Origin of the sequence: Klebsiella sp. K5-204, assembly GCF_030128585.1 — a bacterium.
GTDB lineage: Bacteria > Pseudomonadota > Gammaproteobacteria > Enterobacterales > Enterobacteriaceae > Klebsiella > Klebsiella quasipneumoniae.
Genome location: NZ_JAKUZS010000004.1, coordinates 30520 through 44630, shown reverse-complemented (window position 1 = coordinate 44630; position 14111 = coordinate 30520). Strand labels below are relative to the sequence as shown.

Below are 14111 nucleotides of genomic sequence, written 5' to 3'. Positions count from 1 at the left end.
ATCGCGAGGATCTCATGACACGCTTTCTTCTCTGCAGCTTTGCCCTGGTTCTGCTCTATCCCTCCGGCATCGATATGTATCTCGTCGGCCTGCCGCGTATTGCTCAGGATCTGGGAGCCAGCGAGGCGCAATTACATATCGCCTTCTCGGTCTATCTGGCCGGAATGGCCTCCGCGATGCTGTTTGCTGGCCGTATCGCCGACCGCTTGGGGCGCAAGCCTGTCGCCATTGTGGGCGCGGCGATCTTTGTTATCGCCTCCCTGCTCTGCGCGCAGGCGCACACCAGCAGCCACTTCCTTACCGGACGCTTTATCCAGGGGATCGGCGCCGGCTGCTGCTACGTGGTGGCTTTCGCTATTCTGCGCGATACGCTGGACGACCGTCGGCGGGCCAAAGTGCTGTCGTTGCTCAACGGCATTACCTGCATCATCCCCGTTCTGGCGCCGGTGCTCGGCCACCTGATCATGCTGAAATACCCGTGGCAGAGTCTGTTCTACACCATGATCGGCATGGGGGTAACGGTGGGTTTACTGGCGGTATTTATCCTGCGCGAGACGCGTCCGACGGCGCCTCCGCAGACGGCTATGCCGCAGCATGGCGCGGATGAATCGCTGTTGAATCGCTTTTTCCTCAGCCGCATTCTCATCACCACCCTCAGCGTAACGGCGATCCTCACCTACGTGAACGTCTCGCCGGTACTGATGATGGAGGAAATGGGGTTCGATCGCGGCACCTATTCCATGACGATGGCGCTGATGGCGATGGTCAGCATGGCGGTCTCCTTCTCGACGCCGTTCGCCCTGTCGCTGTTTAAACCGCGCACCCTGATGATAACCTCGCAGCTGCTGTTCCTGGCGGCAGGCGTGGCGCTGAGCCTCGCCACCCACCAGGCCGTCACCCTGGTCGGGCTGGGCATGATTTGCGCCGGCTTCTCCGTCGGCTTCGGCGTCGCGATGAGCCAGGCCCTGGGGCCATTCACGCTGCGCGCCGGTGTCGCCAGCTCGGTCCTCGGCATCGCGCAGGTGTGCGGTTCGTCGCTGTGGATTTGGCTCGCCGCTATCATCGGGCTCAGCGCAATGAATATGCTGATCGGGATACTCATTGCCTGTAGCATAGTGAGTCTTGTTCTGCTACTGGTCGCTACCCCGCCGCGGGTTGCGCAACACGATGAAGAAGCCGCTTTCGAGTCTCGATCTTAATTTACTCCTCTGCCTGCAGCTCCTGACCCAGGAGCTCAGCGTTACCCGTACGGCGAAGCGGATGAACGTTTCGCCCTCGGCGGTGAGCAAGTCGCTGGCCAAACTGCGCGCCTGGTTTGACGATCCGCTGTTTGTCAAAACGCCGCTGGGCCTGGCGCCCACGCCGCTGGTCAGCAGCATGGAGCAGGATCTGGCGGACTGGATGCAGATGGGCAACCAGATCCTCGATAAACCGCACCACACCATGCCGAGCGGCCTCAAGTTCGAGCTGGCGGCGGAAACGCCGCTACTGATGATCCTGTTTAACACCCTCTCCCAGCGCATCTATCAGCGCTATCCGCAGGCATTGATTCGTTTGCGCAACTGGGACTACGACTCCCTGGACGCCATCATTCGCGGCGAGGTGGATATCGGCTTCTGCGGGCGCGAAAGCCATCCGCAGTCGCGAGAGCTGCTAAGCCTGCTGCCGTGGTATATCGATTTTGATGTGCTGTTCACCGACCTGCCGCAGGTCTGGCTGCGCGCCGATCATCCGGCGCTCAGGGAGGAATGGGATCTGGCGGCATTCTTACGCTATCCGCATATCACCATCTGCTGGGAACAACGCGATACCTGGGCGCTGGACGACGTGCTGCAGGAGCTGGGGCATAAACGTAACGTGGCGCTGACCGTGCCGGGGTTTGAGCAATCCCTCTTTATGGCGGCCCAGCCGCAGCACACCATGCTGGCCACCGCGCCGCGCTACTGCCAGCACTATAATCAGCAGCACCAGCTCCCCCTGGTCTCCCGACCGCTGCCGCTGGAGCCGCAGCATCTGGAAAAGCTTCGCGTCCCCTTCACCTTGCTATGGCATAAACGCAACAGCTACAACCCAAAGCTTGTCTGGCTTAGAGATACGCTGAAAGCGCTCTATTCCGGTACGCTGTAAGCCTTGTTTCGTGCCCATAGCACCTTATTTGCGCAAGAATTTGTAAAATTCAAACAAATTCCCTTTTCAAGGGGGGATTTCGGCATTAAAACCTGTTAATACCAGGCGATAATAGCGCCCGCCGTTTTATTCAGACCATTACTCACGGAGCGACGTATGGCAACGCATTTTGCACGAGGGATACTCAGTACCGGGGAGCCGCTATCGACACGTTTGTCAGCGGCCTGTCATCAATCCGCACGTCGGCTCCCTGAATACCGGCAAGCCCGCTTTCGCGCTTCGCGGTCGCTGCTCGCCGAACTGCTGTTTATGCTTTACGGCATCAGCGAGCTGCCTGAAATCGTTAACGAAGCCAATGGCAGACCGGTTTTTAGCGATCGTCACCTTCCCCGCTTCTCTATCTCTTATACTGGCAATATCGTTGGCGTGGCGCTGACCACCGAGGGGGATTGCGGCCTCGACATGGAGCTGCAGCGCGCCGTTCGCAGCCACGACGCCGACCGGCAAAATTTCAGTAACAATGAGAATCTGTGGATTAACATTCAGCATGACCCGGACGAAGCGCGCAGCCAGCTGGTGGCGCTGCGGCGCAGCGTGCTGAAACTGACCGGTGAGACATCAACGCAGCTGCAGCTGCTGCCTGGCTCCGGCCGCCTGCGTACCGCCGGCAGCCTGCCGATCGAAGCCGTCTGTGACGCCGAATCGCTGCTGGTGTGGTCGATTGCCGCTACCCCGAATATCGGCCCGCTGAAGGTCTGGGAGTATGATGCTAAGGGAGGCGACTGGCACAGCCTGGCGGACGCTCAGCGCCGCGCACGCGAACCCTCAGCCCGCCTGATGCGCTTTACCAGTCTGCCCACGGAAAAAACCTTATCCCTCAATTGACCGGTCTTGCCGGCATCATGATCCAAAGGAGCAATCATGTCAGATACCTTGAAAGTGGTTACGTTACTCGGCAGCCTGCGTAAAGGGTCGTTTAATGGAATGGTCGCGCGTACCCTGCCCGGCATCGCGCCGGCGGGTATGCACATCTCCGCGCTGCCGTCGATCGGCGATATTCCGCTGTACGATGCTGATATTCAGGAGGAAGAGGGATTCCCGCAGAGCGTGCAGGAGATTGCGCAGCAGATCCGCGAGGCGGATGGCGTGGTGATTGTCACCCCCGAGTATAACTATTCCGTGCCTGGCGGCCTGAAAAACGCCATCGACTGGCTTTCACGCCTGCCCGAGCAGCCGCTGTCCGGCAAGCCGGTGCTGATTCAAACCAGCTCTATGGGCGCCATCGGCGGCGCGCGCTGCCAGTATCATCTGCGGCAGATTCTGGTGTTCCTCGATGCGATGGTGATGAATAAACCGGAATTTATGGGCGGCGTGATCCAGAACAAAGTGGATCCGCAGTCGGGTGAAGTGGTCGATCAGAGCACCCTCGACCATCTGCGCGGCCAGCTGACTGCCTTTGGCGACTATATTCAGCGGGTTAAAGCATAAAAAAAGCCCGGCAGCGATGCCGGGCTTTTTCATCATACGTGCGGATTAATGTGCATCGATAAAGACAATCTTCAGCACGAACAGCAGCGAGACGATAATGACGCAAGGGCTGAGGTCGCGCAGACGGCCGGTGCCAATTTTCATCACGCAGTAGGAGATAAAGCCCAGGGCAATGCCTTCGGTGATCGAGAAGCTAAACGGCATCATCACCGCGGTGATAAACGCCGGTACCGCTTCCGTCAGGTCATCCCACTTCACGCGCGCCAGGCTTGAGGTCATCAGCACGCCGACGTAAATCAGCGCGCCGGCGGCCGCATAGGCCGGAACCATCCCCGCCAGCGGAGAGAGGAAGATAACCAGCAGGAACAGGATACCGACGACCACGGCGGTCAGGCCGGTGCGCCCGCCCACGGAAACGCCGGAGGAGGATTCGATATACGCAGTTACCGACGAGGTGCCGATGAAGGAGCCTGCCACCGACGAGACGCTATCGACAAACAGCGCCTGCTTCATGCGCGGGAATTTACCGTTGGCGTCCGCCAGACCCGCTTTATCCGTCACGCCGATGAGCGTCCCGGAGGAGTCAAACAGGTTGACCAGCATAAAGGAGAAGATCACCCCGGCCAGGCCCAGATTCAGGGAGCCCGCCAGATCGACATGACCGATCACCGAAGTCACGCTCGGCGGCGCCGAGACGATTCCGGTGTAGTGTACATCACCCAGCATCCAGCCCAGCAGGGTGGTCACCACGATAGAGACCAGAACCGCGGCATGAATGTTGCGCGACGCCAGAATCGCGATGATAAAGAAGCCCAGCACGCCCAGCAGCACGCTGTGGGAGGTCAAATGACCAATGCTGACCAGCGTTTCCGGGTTTGCGACGATAACCCCGGCGTTCTTCAGGCCCATCATACCGATAAACAGACCGATACCGCTGGTGATGCCCACGCGCAGGCTCAGCGGAATATTGGCGATCATCCAGTAGCGTACGCGGAAGATCGTCAGCAGCAGCAGGCCGACGGCGCCCCAGAAAATCGCGCCCATCCCGACCTGCCACGGCAGGCCCATCGCCTGCACCACCACAAAGGCGAAAAAGGCGTTCAGGCCCATCGCCGGCGCCAGGGCGACCGGCAGGTTCGCGAACAGCCCCATCAGGATACTGCCGAAAGCGGCAATCAGACAGGTGGTCACAAACACGGCGCTGGTATCCATGCCCGCTACGCCAAGAATTTGTGGGTTAACAAAAACGATATACACCATCGTCAGGAACGTGGTGAAACCGGCGATGGCTTCCGTGCGCACCGTGGTGCCGTGCTCGCGCAGTTTAAATACGCGCTCCAGCAGACCCTGGCCAGAAGACTGGCTGGTTTGTTGTTGACTCATTATCGGTTTCCGAACGTAAGGAGGGAAAATTCGACGCTATCCTATACCAAATTACAGCACCAGGCGCGGTTGTATGGTAATTTTTTTCATTTATTTTGCTTATACGGCAACGATTGCGTCGCGGTATTGGACATGACGAAAACGTTAAACTTGTTAATATGGAATGGCTATGACTCAACCAGAAGCAGTATTTTTTGACTGTGACGGCACGCTGGTCGACAGCGAGGTGATTTGCTCCCGCGCCTACGTGCACATGTTCCAGGAATTTGGCATTACGCTGGAGCTGGCAGAAATTTTTAAGCGCTTCAAAGGCGTAAAACTGTACGAAATAATCGACACCATCAACGCCGAGCATGGCGTTAACCTGCAAAAGGCCACTCTGGAGCCGATTTACCGTGCGGAAGTCGCCCGCCTGTTTGATAGCGAACTGGAGGTGATTGCCGGAGCCCAGGCGCTGCTGGATGCGGTAAGCGTCCCGATGTGCGTGGTTTCCAATGGCCCGGTCAGTAAGATGCAACACTCTCTCGGCCGCACCGGCCTGCTGCGCCATTTCGCTGACCGGTTGTACAGCGGCTACGATATTCAGCGCTGGAAACCCGATCCGGCGCTGATGTTCCATGCCGCAAAGGCGATGAGCGTTAACGTCGAGAACTGTATTCTGGTTGATGATTCCAGGGCAGGAGCACAATCGGGAATAGCCGCCGGCATGGAGGTGTTCTACTTCTGCGCCGATCCGCACAACCCGCCCATCGATCATCCCAACGTGACGACCTTTACCGATCTGGCTGCGCTTTCGGCATTGTGGAAAGCGCGCGGTTGGGATATCACTCGCTAGCCCCCGGCGTCGCCCAGCCGGGCGACGGTTGGCAGGTAGCGCTATGATCTAGCCCAGAACAGGACGGCTGGCGACCGGCTATCTCTTCATCATCTTCGGACACAATGACTTTCATCTTGTCTTTCTTCACTCGCGGAAAGCGGGGGCTAAACGCCCCCACCGGCTATTTAAACAGTTTTTGCACAAACTCCGCGTAGGCCGGGCGCCAGACGTCCATTTCATGGTTCAGGCCGGGATAGGCGTGATAGTCAAAGTTGATCTTCTGTTTTTCCAGCTCGCTTTTCAGACCCGCGATGTCTTTGCCGGTTACGGAATCTTTTTCCCCGACGACCACGGTAAAGTTACGCAGCTGTTTATTGATCGCCTCAGGATGTTTCAGTTGCGCTTCCACACCGGCATTCGGCACCGTGGTGGTCGTGACGCCGCTAAACGTGGCGAGCCAGCCAAAGCTCTTCAGATGATTCATCCCGGAAACCAGCGCCTGATACCCGCCCTGAGAGAGGCCAGCCAGCGCCCGACCGTCGGCATCTTTACGCACGTTAAACCGGGCATCGATCAGCGGAATAATGTCCTGCATCAGCTCCTTATCCGCCGCCTGCGCATTCAGCGGATAGAAGGTTTTGCGTCGCTCCTGCGGCGGGAAGTTTTCCGCGATGGCTTCCGGGGTGTCGGTTTCGGTATCCGGGACCACCACCAGCATAGACTTGATCTTGCCCTCCGCCAGCAGGTTATCCATGATTTGCGGAATACGCCCCTGATCGATGGCCGACAGCCCGCTGTCGCCAAAGCCATGATAGAAATAGAGCACCGGCAGCGGCTCGCCGCTGCCGCTATAGTTCGGCGGCGTCCAGACATAGAGCCGCCGTTCCGCATTCAGCGCCTTCGAGTGATAGGTAAGGGTGCGCAGATCGCCGTGCGCGACCGGGCGATCGTCCAGAATACTGCCGGGAACCAGAATCAGGCTGGTGTTCACCTGACGCTGCGGCTTCTGATAGCGGCTGCCGGTATCCACCGAGCGGAAGCCGTCCACATCAAAATAGTATTCATAGAGATTGGGTTTCATTGGCTCGCTTTTCCATGTCCAGACCCCGTGGTCCGCTTTGGTCATGTCGTGCGAGACAAAGGTGTCCGGCGTGGCGCCTGTCACTACCGAAACCCGCCGGGCATCAGGGGCAAACAGGCGGTAAGTGATACTCTTATCCGCGTTAACCTGAGTGATAAAGTGGCTCACCGGCAGGGAGGGCTCGGGCACCGCTGGCAACGGTGCCGCCTGAATGGTGAACGCCGCGCCCGCCAGCGCGAGGGCGAAATAAATGGCATGTCGTTTCATCGTTATTCCTCTTACGTTGTGTCCGTTCTGTTATCGTCTCACCACCAGATTTCCGCCTGCGCCCCTACGGCAAACTGATCGTTTTTACCGTCTTCAAAAATGCGGGTGGTGTTATTCGCGGCCTTATCCAGGTCGATATCCTTCGCTTTAATATAGGTGGCATAGAAGCGAATTTCCGGGCGCGAGGTCAGCATACTGGTATTAACTTTGAAGGTATGGAACAGCGTGGTCTTATAGCCGGACTCGTTATATTTCTTGCCGGTCACATCTTTGTTTTGCTGCCTGAAGTACCCCAGTTCGACGCCGGTCTGGTTATATTTATTCCAGATATAAGCCGGCCGCAGGACCGTACGGATGGATTCAAAATCGGAGTGGGCCCCGGTCTCGTAGCTGTAAACGTCGTTGCCAAAGGAGTAAACGATGGCATTCGCCATAATAATGTCATCGCGTAAATAGGTTTCCCCTTGCGAGGTTAAGCGCACGGCGGTGCCATTGGTATGGTCGCCATAATAGCGGCCGTTAAAGGTGGTATAGGGGCTGGATCCGGCATAGCGCGAGAAGCTGCTGGCAATGGAGTTATTCGCCAGCAACAAAGAAAATTCGTTAAAGCCGCCGTGAGCAAATTTTTGCGTTAACGAGGTGCCGGCCATCCAGGTATCTTTCCATGTATAATAGCCTTCATTGCCCTCTTTATATTTCTCAGAAGAACTTTGGTTGGCGGCGACATAGCGTCCGCTGACCATCAGACTGGCTTTATCCCACAACGGGATCTCTTTGTAACGGATATCGAGGGTATTGGTGTTAATTTGCTGCTTATTGCTTAAAGAACGATCGTAGTCATCAACATCCTCCCGGACCAGCGCGATATCGAATTTCCCGGCGCCTACCTGCCAGTTTTCCAGCCCCACGCCAGCCGCCGCATCGGTTCTCTGCGTTTTCCAGTCCAGCATCTGGATCTCGATTTTTGGCGCACCGTGTTTGCCGACCCAGAAATCGGCTTCCGGGGCAAACGGCAGGAATCCTTTGGTGTTAACGTACATATCCGAGAACTGGATGTAGTTTTCGCCGCCGGCATTGTCACCAAACCAGCCAGTGGAATACTGCTGGCCAACGTTCCCATCGAGCATCACGATGGCGTCGACGCGTTTATCGCCTTCCTGAAACACCCGCTGCTTCAGCTGCAGATCGAACCAGCCGGAATATTCATTGCCCAGACGGCCAAGCGAGCCAATGGCCCACGACTTTGGCGAGCCATGCGAGGCGGTTCCCCAGCCCGAGCGGAAGTAGCCGTTATAGCTAAAGCCAATTTCATCTTTGACGAACTTGCTAAAGTCTTTCAGCGTCATCGCGCTGTAGGCTGGCGCGCCGTCTGTGGCAGGTTGTTGATTTTTGACCAGTACCGCATCCGGTTTCACTGCTGCTTTCGGTCCTGCCGCCGCCGCGACGGTGCGCTTCTGGCTCTCTGCAGGCGAAGACCATGTGGCCCAAATCTGGTCTCTTTTTCTCTCCTGGTCCTGATATTTTTTGAGCTCTTTTTGCGTATCGCTAAGCGCTTTTTCCAGCAACTCAAGCCGTTGCTCTACCGTCAACTGGCTCGCGAACAGCGTGGTTGAATAACAAAGCGGCGCCAGCAATACCATCGCCGAAGCGATCCTGGTTTTTCTAAACATAATATTCCCTTATATAAGTGTTGGCATAAATAAATACGACAGCGACAAGCATCGCGCGGGTTCTAATAGCTGTATCCATACCGCTTAAGGGCGCGAGGGCTGTTATTTTTGCGGTGAGAAAAAAGCAAAAAAACCCGAAGAAGACGATCTGCCTAAACAGATAATCCTCTTCAGGTTTTGCCCGCGCATCGCGGTAGCAACCCTTATTAAGTCATTCTTAGCGCGCATAAAAAAACCTGATATCGCCGCCGTGGGGGGGGCAATATCAGGTTTTGCCTGCTGTCGCAGTAACAATCCGTTTAAAACATTCTGAGCTTGCGTGCTCAGTCAGTGGATACTGATTGTTACGCGATAAAATGAAGAACTCAAACGGGCAGCCTGTTAATTGTGACGATAATCGCAGCAATATCGCTGCCGCTGGAGGAATCATATCTAATTCTGATAAATCCATTTATCAGAATTAGACAAAATGATTATTACTCTTTCGGATCTTTCCCGGCGAGCAGTTTATCCAGTTCATCGCCGCCCACATGACGGAAATCCTGGCCTTTGACGAAGTAGAAAATATATTCGCAAATATTCTGGCAGCGGTCGCCGATACGTTCGATGGAGCGCGCGCAGAACAGCGCCGTCAGAACGCTGGGGATAGTGCGCGAGTCTTCCATCATGTAGGTCATCAGCTGACGCACGATGCCTTCATACTCCTGGTCGACTTTCTTGTCTTCGCGATAGATACGTACCGCCTCGTCGAGATCCATACGCGCGAAGGCATCCAGCACGTCATGCAGCATCTGCACCGTATGGCGGCCCAGCGATTCGAGGCTCACCAGCAGCGGCTGGTGCTGCTGGGAAAACTTCTCCAGCGCGGTACGGCAGATTTTATCCGCCACGTCGCCAATGCGTTCCAGCTCAGCGATGGTCTTGATGATCGCCATCACCAGGCGCAGGTCGCTGGCGGTCGGCTGGCGCTTGGCGATGATGCGCACGCAGGCTTCATCGATCGCCACTTCCATCATGTTGACCTGCTTGTCGCCGTCAATCACGCGTTTCGCCAGATCGCTGTCCTGGTTATGCATGGCGGTGATCGCATCAGAAAGCTGTTGCTCCACCAGCCCACCCATGGTCATCACCTGGGTGCGGATATACTCCAGTTCAGCGTTGAACTGGCCGGAAATATGTTTGTTAAGATTTAGGTTGTCCATGGTGTCTCCTGATTGCCCAACTGGTGAGAGCCTGAAAGCACAAGGGCAAATCAACCGTAGCGGCCAGTAATATAATCTTCAGTTTGTTTCTTCGCGGGCTTGGTGAACAGGTCATCCGTGTTGCTGAACTCAATCAGCTCGCCAAGATACATAAATGCCGTATGGTCGGAGCAACGCGCAGCCTGCTGCATGTTGTGAGTCACGATAACGACGGTGTAATCCTGCTTCAGCTCGGTGATCAGCTCCTCGATACGCCCGGTAGAGATCGGGTCCAGCGCTGAGCAAGGTTCATCAAGCAGCAGGACTTCCGGGCGGATCGCGATACCGCGGGCGATGCACAGGCGCTGCTGCTGACCGCCGGAGAGAGAATACCCGCTCTGGTGCAGTTTATCTTTGGTTTCATTCCATAATGCGGCTTTGGTCAACGCCCACTGCACGCGCTCATCCATATCGGCACGGGACAGCTTTTCAAACAGGCGCACGCCGAAAGCGATGTTGTCGTAAATGGACATCGGAAACGGCGTTGGCTTCTGGAATACCATGCCAACCTTGGCACGCAGCAGGGCGATATCCTGGGTGTTGGTCAGAATGTTGTCGCCATCCAGCAGGATCTCGCCTTCCGCGCGCTGCTCCGGATACAGTTCAAACATTTTGTTGAACGTACGCAGCAGGGTGGATTTACCACAGCCTGACGGACCGATAAACGCCGTCACCTGGTTTTTGGTGATATCCAGGTTGATGTTCTTCAGGGCATGGAATTTACCGTAGTAGAAGTTCAGGTTGCGAACTGAAATCTTACCCGGGGCTGTATTCACCATACTCATCTCAATCTCTTCCTCATTCAGCGCAGCTGTCGCTGCGCCGCAAAATTAACCGTGTTTCTTCTTGGCGAAGATAACGCGCGCCAGGATGTTCAGCAGCAAGACGCACAGGGTGATAATCAATACCCCGGCCCATGCCAGTTGCTGCCACTCCGCAAACGGACTCATGGCAAATTTGAAAATGGTCACCGGCAGGTTGGCAATCGGCTGCATCATGTCGGTGCTCCAGAACTGGTTGGACAGCGCGGTAAACAGCAGGGGCGCCGTTTCCCCGGCGATACGGGCGATAGCCAGCAGGATCCCGGTCATAATCCCCGAGACGGACGCTTTCAGGGTGATCGCCGAGATCATCTTCCACTTCGGCGTACCCAGCGCATAGGCCGCTTCACGCAGGCTATCCGGCACCAGTTTCAGCATGTTTTCGGTGGTACGAATAACGATAGGCACCTGCAGCAGCGCCAGGGCGATCACCCCCGCCCAGCCGGAGAAGTGCTGCATCTGCGCCACCACGATGGTGTAGACGAACAGACCAACCACGATAGACGGCGCGGAAAGCAGAATATCGTTAATAAAACGGATAATTTCCGCCAGCACCGACTTGCGGCCATACTCCGCCAGATAAATTCCAGCGAGGATACCCAGCGGCGTACCAAAGATAGTTGCCCACAGGATCAGCAGGCCGCTGCCGGCGAGGGCGTTGGCCAGACCGCCGCCCGCGGTATTCGGCGGCGGCGTCATTTCGGTAAACAGCGCCAGGCTCATGCCGTCGAAGCCGCGGGTTATCGTCGCCATCAGGATCCAGATAAGCCAGAACAAACCAAACGCCATGGTGGCCATCGACAGCGCCAGGGCGATACGGTTCTTCATGCGGCGTTTAGCCTGCATCTTGCGGCGAGACTCCGCCAGCTCGGCGGTGCTTTGCATTTCAATGGTCGCCATTAGCGTGCCCCCTCATTCTTCGCGAGGCGCATAATCATGAACTTCGACGCCGCCAGAACGATAAAGGTGATAACGAACAGGATCAGACCCAGTTCCATCAGCGCCGCCACGTGCAGACCGGTTTCGGCTTCGGCGAATTCGTTGGCCAGCGCGGAGGTAATGCTGTTCCCCGGCATATACAGCGATATGCTGTCGAGCTGGTAGGTATTGCCGATGATAAAGGTGACCGCCATGGTTTCACCCAGCGCGCGGCCCAGACCGAGCATCACGCCGCCGATCACCCCGTTCTTGGTGAACGGTAAAACGATGCGCCAGATCACTTCCCAGGTGGTGCAGCCGATGCCATAGGCCGACTCTTTCATCATCACCGGCGTCTGTTCGAAAACATCACGCATTACCGCGGCGATATAAGGGATGATCATGATGGCCAGAATAACGCCAGCGGCGAGAATACCGATACCAAACGCCGGGCCAGCAAACAGCGCGCCGACGAACGGAATAGTCGACAGGACGTTACCGACAGGCTCCTGGAAGTAAGTCGCAAACAGCGGGGCGAAAATAAACAGGCCCCACATGCCGTACACGATACTCGGGATCGCGGCCAGCAGCTCAATCGCAATGCCCAGCGGACGCTTGAGCCAGGCGGGGGACAGTTCCGTCAGAAACAGCGCGATGCCGAAGCTCACCGGTACGGCGATCAGCAGCGCGATAAAGGAGGTCACCAGGGTCCCGTAAATCGGCACCAGCGCGCCGAAGATTTCGTTGGGCGCATCCCACTCTTTGGTCCACAAAAAGGCAAAGCCAAACTTTTGAATGCTCGGCCAGGAAGAGATGATCAGGGAAACGATGATGCCGCCCAGCATCAATAGCACAATCAGCGCAGCCAGTTTTACCAGCGCACTGAAAATCATGTCACCCTTTTTCCCCGGAGGGGTAAATGCAGGCTTGGTTGCAGCCATAGATTACTCTTTACGTATTAAAGCTTGTTCGAATAAATGCCCGGTGGCGTTCGCTTCCGGGCCTACAGTCTGAACCGTAGGGCGGGCAGCGCTGAACGCCCCCGCCATCTTCGTCAAAAATCTACTGTTAGTACAGCGCTTTACCGCTGCTGTCTTTGACGTTGGTTTTCCATGCCGCACGAACCTGCTCAACCACGCTTTCCGGCAGCGATGCGTAATCCAGCGCATTCGCTTCTTTCCCGCCGTTTTTATACGCCCAGTCGAAGAACTTCAGCACTTCAGCGGTCTGCTCAGGCTTGTTAGTCGCCTTATGCACCAGAATGAAGGTGGTTGAGGTGATCGGCCATGCATTTTCACCCTTCTGGTTAGTCAGGTCCTGAGCGAAAGACTTGCTCCAGTCAACGCCTTTTGCGGCGTTAGCGAAGTTGTCTTCAGTCGGGCTAACCGGTTTGCCATCGGCAGAGACCAGTTTGGTGTACGCCAGATTGTTTTGTTTGGCGTAAGCGTATTCGACGTAACCAATCGAGCCCGGCAGACGCTGAACAAAGGCGGCGATACCGTCGTTGCCTTTACCGCCAAGACCGGTTGGCCAGTTAACGGTAGAGCCTGCGCCGATTTTCGATTTCCACTCTTCATTCACTTTGGACAGGTAGCTGGTGAAGACGAAGGAGGTACCGGAACCATCGGCGCGGCGAACCACGGCGATATTCTGCGACGGCAGCTTCAGACCCGGGTTGAGTTTAGCGATCGCTTCGTCATCCCATTTTTTAATTTTACCCAGATAGATATCGCCGAGGGTTTTGCCATCCAGCACCAGCTCGCCGGATTTCACGCCAGGCAGGTTAACCGCCAGCACCACGCCGCCAATCACGGTCGGGAACTGGAACAGACCTTCCTGGGTCAGTTTGTCATCAGCCAGCGGAGCATCAGAAGCACCGAAATCAACGGTGTTGGCAATAATCTGCTTAACGCCACCAGAGGAACCAATACCCTGGTAGTTCACTTTATTGCCGGTTTCTTTCTGATAGGTGTCAGCCCATTTGGCATACACCGGCGCAGGAAAAGTTGCACCTGCGCCAGTCAGGCTTGCTGCTGCGAAAGCAGAGAAAGCGCTCATCGATAAGGTCGCGGCGACAACTGTTGCGACGGTGGTACGCATAACGTTCATAATGTCTCCTGCTGGGATTCGTAAATCATTGTTTCGAGGCTATGGTGAGCAAAATAGGTCAAAGAGGTGACAGTAAAATGTACGAATTATGACAGTTTTATGACAGGCCGGGAGACGGGATTTTGCCTCAAATAATACGCTTATAACTCAAATGGTTACCTGCAAGCATGACCATACAATGACGGAATA

General features: G+C 56.1%; 13 protein-coding genes. 5 read left to right on the top strand and 8 right to left on the bottom strand.

Annotated features, from left to right (window positions below; genetic code table 11):
• Positions 1 to 14 precede the first annotated feature (14 nt).
• From MKR05_RS11750 to MKR05_RS11735, 4 genes are all read left to right on the top strand, one after another.
• A complete protein-coding gene (locus MKR05_RS11750) occupies positions 15 to 1199 on the top strand; it encodes an MFS transporter (protein ID WP_072414103.1) in 1185 nt (394 codons plus the stop codon).
• Positions 1168 to 2127 (top strand): HTH-type transcriptional regulator YidZ, encoded by a 960-nt coding sequence (gene yidZ, locus MKR05_RS11745; RefSeq protein ID WP_004202291.1) that lies wholly within the window; start codon positions 1168 to 1170, stop codon positions 2125 to 2127. The genes MKR05_RS11750 and yidZ overlap by 32 nt, the downstream gene beginning before the upstream one ends.
• Positions 2128 to 2436: 309 nt before the next feature.
• Positions 2437 to 3012, top strand: a complete 576-nt coding sequence (locus tag MKR05_RS11740) for a 4'-phosphopantetheinyl transferase superfamily protein (RefSeq protein ID WP_072096716.1) — start codon at positions 2437 to 2439, stop codon at positions 3010 to 3012.
• A 36-nt stretch (positions 3013 to 3048) separates the two neighbouring features.
• The gene (locus tag MKR05_RS11735; RefSeq protein ID WP_023291465.1) at positions 3049 to 3615 is read left to right on the top strand and encodes an NADPH-dependent FMN reductase; all 567 of its coding nucleotides are present in this window, start codon (positions 3049 to 3051) and stop codon (positions 3613 to 3615) included.
• 45 nt (positions 3616 to 3660) lie between these two features.
• Here MKR05_RS11735 and MKR05_RS11730 read toward each other — a convergent pair whose 3' ends face one another.
• Complete coding sequence (locus MKR05_RS11730) at positions 3661 to 4998, bottom strand: NCS2 family permease (RefSeq protein WP_023291466.1); 1338 nt, start codon at positions 4996 to 4998, stop codon at positions 3661 to 3663.
• A 169-nt stretch (positions 4999 to 5167) separates the two neighbouring features.
• On the opposite strand from MKR05_RS11730, the gene yieH reads away from it, so the two are divergent.
• Complete coding sequence (yieH, locus tag MKR05_RS11725) at positions 5168 to 5833, top strand: 6-phosphogluconate phosphatase (RefSeq protein WP_065813015.1); 666 nt, start codon at positions 5168 to 5170, stop codon at positions 5831 to 5833.
• Positions 5834 to 5996: 163 nt separating this feature from the next.
• Here the strand turns inward: yieH and MKR05_RS11720 are convergent, their stop codons facing one another.
• The 7 genes from MKR05_RS11720 to pstS all read right to left on the bottom strand — a co-directional run bounded on the left by MKR05_RS11720 (position 5997) and on the right by pstS (position 13922).
• Positions 5997 to 7163: an esterase gene (locus MKR05_RS11720; RefSeq protein WP_101989635.1), complete on the bottom strand. Its 1167-nt coding sequence runs from the start codon at positions 7161 to 7163 to the stop codon at positions 5997 to 5999.
• A gap of 38 nt (positions 7164 to 7201) precedes the next feature.
• Positions 7202 to 8833 carry a carbohydrate porin gene (locus MKR05_RS11715; RefSeq protein ID WP_238875160.1) on the bottom strand — a complete coding sequence of 544 codons (1632 nt, stop codon included), beginning with the start codon at positions 8831 to 8833 and terminating at the stop codon, positions 7202 to 7204.
• A gap of 476 nt (positions 8834 to 9309) precedes the next feature.
• Complete coding sequence (gene phoU, locus MKR05_RS11710; RefSeq protein ID WP_004145007.1) at positions 9310 to 10035, bottom strand: phosphate signaling complex protein PhoU; 726 nt, start codon at positions 10033 to 10035, stop codon at positions 9310 to 9312.
• A 50-nt stretch (positions 10036 to 10085) separates the two neighbouring features.
• Positions 10086 to 10859: a phosphate ABC transporter ATP-binding protein PstB gene (pstB, locus tag MKR05_RS11705; protein WP_004145006.1), complete on the bottom strand. Its 774-nt coding sequence runs from the start codon at positions 10857 to 10859 to the stop codon at positions 10086 to 10088.
• A 45-nt stretch (positions 10860 to 10904) separates the two neighbouring features.
• Positions 10905 to 11795 carry a phosphate ABC transporter permease PstA gene (gene pstA, locus MKR05_RS11700; protein WP_023291470.1) on the bottom strand — a complete coding sequence of 297 codons (891 nt, stop codon included), beginning with the start codon at positions 11793 to 11795 and terminating at the stop codon, positions 10905 to 10907.
• Positions 11795 to 12754 (bottom strand): phosphate ABC transporter permease PstC, encoded by a 960-nt coding sequence (pstC, locus tag MKR05_RS11695; protein WP_004145004.1) that lies wholly within the window; start codon positions 12752 to 12754, stop codon positions 11795 to 11797. The genes pstA and pstC overlap by 1 nt, the downstream gene beginning before the upstream one ends.
• A 127-nt stretch (positions 12755 to 12881) precedes the next feature.
• Positions 12882 to 13922, bottom strand: a complete 1041-nt coding sequence (gene pstS / locus MKR05_RS11690) for a phosphate ABC transporter substrate-binding protein PstS (RefSeq protein ID WP_023291471.1) — start codon at positions 13920 to 13922, stop codon at positions 12882 to 12884.
• Between the last annotated feature and the right edge of the window lie 189 nt (positions 13923 to 14111).

Excerpts from the sequence above, each read along its gene's own strand:
- MKR05_RS11750 (WP_072414103.1), top strand. The coding sequence starts at position 15 with ATGACACGCTTTCTTCTCTGCAGCTTTGCCCTGGTTCTGCTCTATCCC.
- yidZ (WP_004202291.1), top strand. The coding sequence starts at position 1,168 with ATGAAGAAGCCGCTTTCGAGTCTCGATCTTAATTTACTCCTCTGCCTG.
- MKR05_RS11740 (WP_072096716.1), top strand. The coding sequence starts at position 2,437 with ATGCTTTACGGCATCAGCGAGCTGCCTGAAATCGTTAACGAAGCCAAT.
- MKR05_RS11735 (WP_023291465.1), top strand. The coding sequence starts at position 3,049 with ATGTCAGATACCTTGAAAGTGGTTACGTTACTCGGCAGCCTGCGTAAA.
- MKR05_RS11730 (WP_023291466.1), bottom strand. The coding sequence starts at position 4,998 with ATGAGTCAACAACAAACCAGCCAGTCTTCTGGCCAGGGTCTGCTGGAG.
- yieH (WP_065813015.1), top strand. The coding sequence starts at position 5,168 with ATGACTCAACCAGAAGCAGTATTTTTTGACTGTGACGGCACGCTGGTC.
- MKR05_RS11720 (WP_101989635.1), bottom strand. The coding sequence starts at position 7,163 with ATGAAACGACATGCCATTTATTTCGCCCTCGCGCTGGCGGGCGCGGCG.
- MKR05_RS11715 (WP_238875160.1), bottom strand. The coding sequence starts at position 8,833 with ATGTTTAGAAAAACCAGGATCGCTTCGGCGATGGTATTGCTGGCGCCG.
- phoU (WP_004145007.1), bottom strand. The coding sequence starts at position 10,035 with ATGGACAACCTAAATCTTAACAAACATATTTCCGGCCAGTTCAACGCT.
- pstB (WP_004145006.1), bottom strand. The coding sequence starts at position 10,859 with ATGAGTATGGTGAATACAGCCCCGGGTAAGATTTCAGTTCGCAACCTG.
- pstA (WP_023291470.1), bottom strand. The coding sequence starts at position 11,795 with ATGGCGACCATTGAAATGCAAAGCACCGCCGAGCTGGCGGAGTCTCGC.
- pstC (WP_004145004.1), bottom strand. The coding sequence starts at position 12,754 with ATGGCTGCAACCAAGCCTGCATTTACCCCTCCGGGGAAAAAGGGTGAC.
- pstS (WP_023291471.1), bottom strand. The coding sequence starts at position 13,922 with ATGAACGTTATGCGTACCACCGTCGCAACAGTTGTCGCCGCGACCTTA.